4 protein-coding genes are annotated in these 2,390 nt (G+C 60.3%); 2 read left to right on the top strand and 2 right to left on the bottom strand.

Annotated features, from left to right (window positions below):
• Positions 1-204: cold-shock protein (locus A2I95_RS31810; protein WP_291736256.1), on the top strand; the 204-nt coding region annotated here is incomplete at its 5' end.
• A 55-nt stretch (positions 205-259) separates the two neighbouring features.
• On the opposite strand, the gene A2I95_RS31815 is transcribed toward A2I95_RS31810, so the two are convergent.
• On the bottom strand, positions 260-739 hold the full coding sequence (locus tag A2I95_RS31815) for a dihydrofolate reductase (protein WP_027259411.1): 480 nt from the start codon (positions 737-739) through the stop codon (positions 260-262).
• Positions 740-1,088: 349 nt separating this feature from the next.
• Here A2I95_RS31815 and A2I95_RS31820 point away from each other — a divergent pair, with 349 nt between their 5' ends.
• Positions 1,089-1,544, top strand: a complete 456-nt coding sequence (locus tag A2I95_RS31820) for a hypothetical protein (RefSeq protein ID WP_291736259.1) — start codon at positions 1,089-1,091, stop codon at positions 1,542-1,544.
• Positions 1,545-1,995: 451 nt separating this feature from the next.
• On the opposite strand, the gene thyA is transcribed toward A2I95_RS31820, so the two are convergent.
• On the bottom strand, positions 1,996-2,390 hold a 395-nt coding region (gene thyA / locus A2I95_RS31825; protein WP_291736261.1), incomplete at its 5' end, for a thymidylate synthase.

Genomic DNA, 2,390 nt, shown 5'->3' on the forward strand with positions numbered 1-2,390 from the left:
CCAAGTGGCACCGTGAAGTGGTTCAACACCACCAAAGGGTATGGGTTTATTGAACCCGATCAAGGCGGCAAGGATGTGTTTGTGCACATTTCCGCGGTGGAACGGTCGGGCATGGCCGGCCTCGCGGACAACATGAAAGTTGGCTATGAGCTGTCCGAAGGCCGCGATGGCCGCCAAATGGCCGCAGAGCTGAAAGAGCTTTGACCGATTGATCTGCACTGCGCCCGGGATCAGACTGGGCGCAGGCAAAGACAGCCCGTCAGGCCCGCCGCAGATACTCAGCCATTACACAGGCCGGATCGCTGCCGCGCAAAACCGTTTCCCCGGCCTTGGCCCACTGCCCTGCCTGAAACTCCGGAAAAAAGGCATCTGCATCCTCGATGGTCAGATCCACTTCGGTAACAAGCAGCCGGTCGGCCATCTCCAGCATGCCCCGGTAAATGCCTTCACCGCCAATGCCATAGACCCGGCGGTAGCCCTGCGCATAGGCCTCCTGCACTGCCGCTTCGATCGACGGCAGCACAATCTCTGCCGCCTGCGGATTTGACGACACCACAAGATTCAGCCGGTTCTTCAGCGGTTTCACCGGCAGGCTGTCCCAGGTGTTGCGCCCCATGATAATGGCGCCACCCAGCGTCTCGCGCTGAAACGCTTTCAAATCCTCAGGCGCAAACCAAGGGATATCGTTGTCCTTGCCAATGGCCCCGTTGCGCGCCCGCGCAGCGATCAGGGTAATCATGAGTGTCTTCCTTGCTGTTCAGATTGCAACCGGTGCCTTGACGTCCGGTCCGGGATCATAATTCAGGATCCTGAAATCACCGGCGATGAAATCGAAGAATGCGCCGGCCTGCCGCCTGACCGGCATATGACACATATATTGAACGGTTTTCCGGTCCTTTTCGAATTGGCTGTTGCCGCTATGGCCTAATCCCGCGCCTGCCCTGGTTCGCTCTTCCTCTGAAGGATGCCTGCCACAGCCCGCAACCTTTTCTCAGCCCTTCCAGTGCCCCGCCCGCTTGGATCTGATCAAACCGGACTATTTTGTATGTGCATTTCATAGCCGCCGGTTTCGGGGGGAGCAAGCGCGGTTGGCGCAGCGCTCTCAAACAACTCAAGCGCCCGCCGCGCCTTCTCAACCCGATTTCAATCCTTTCCCCTTCGCTGCTGATCGGCAACCTGTTTCCACGGCTGGTGACGCATACCCCGGCCACTCTGCCGGCGATCTCGAACATCCGCACCGGGAAAGCCTCCAGGGTGGTGGCGCCGGGGGCACGATGATCCGGCTGGGCTTTGTCAACACCGCCAGCCGGACCACCATCGCACAAACCGTTCAGGCATACCGCTCTGAAATCGGGCTGGTTGCCGAATTGAACGGCCAGGACGAGAGCGCCTTTTGGCGCGGCGACGCAATCCGCGCTGCCGACGCAGGACATCATGGCTGCACCGGGCGTCTTTGTTTTCCCGACCAATGCCTTCACGGAAATGTTCAGCGCCAAGACAATGGGCGCCGCCGGGGAGGTGTACACCAACCGGCCCGGCGATGACCGGCGCCGATCCGGTTCCGGCACAGCGCGCGATCGACAGGGCGGTGCTTGAGCGGGGGCTGGATGGTTGCGTGTTTTTTGGGATCACCGGTCTTCATAATATTCTGCCAGCTTACGCTGCTGGCGGAACTGGACGCGGAGCGAAAGCTTCTGAGCCTGACCGAGGTGTCTCTGCATCAAAAGCACACCGGTCCGCTGAGGCGACTGTAGGATGCGGCGCAGCTGCGGAGCACTTATGCCAGCGATATGCTGCGGTCGGCGCCGGTGTCGTCGTGCTGATGCCCGCAGACCGAACTCCCGCAGATGCCGCGCTGCCTGCAGCACCTGCGGGTGGATCGTAAGTCCACCGGGAACGCTGGGACGCATCCCCCTGCCCTTCCCGGCCGGCTTGGATCCGCTTGAGGCAGCCCGTGGCTGCCACGGGGAACCAGCCTCGTCAGCCGGTTTAACCTTACACCGCAACGTCGGCCTTGATGTGAGGATGAGGGTCGTAACCTTCGACTTCAAAGTCCTCAATCCGGTAGTCGTCGATACTCTCCGCACGTTTGGTCAGCGATATTTTCGGCAAAGGACGGGGGTCACGTGCCAGTTGCTCCCGCGCTTGATCGAAATGATTGCGGTAGAGGTGCACATCACCACCAACCCAAACCAATTCACCGGGGCGAAGCCCCGCTTGTTGCGCCAGCATCAGCTGAAGCGCAGAAGCCCCCACATAGTTGAAGGCAGCACCCAGCAGCAAATCGACCGACCTCTGGAACAAAAGGCAATTCAGGCGCCCATCGGAGGTCACATGATACTGATAAACCATATGGCAAGGCGGCAGCGCCATCTCTTCCAGTTCCGCAA

The organism is Leisingera sp. F5 (assembly GCF_001593695.1).

What these genes read in the sequence shown, in the direction of transcription:
- A2I95_RS31815 (WP_027259411.1), bottom strand. Translation starts at nt 739, where the DNA reads ATGATTACCCTGATCGCTGCGCGGGCGCGCAACGGGGCCATTGGCAAG.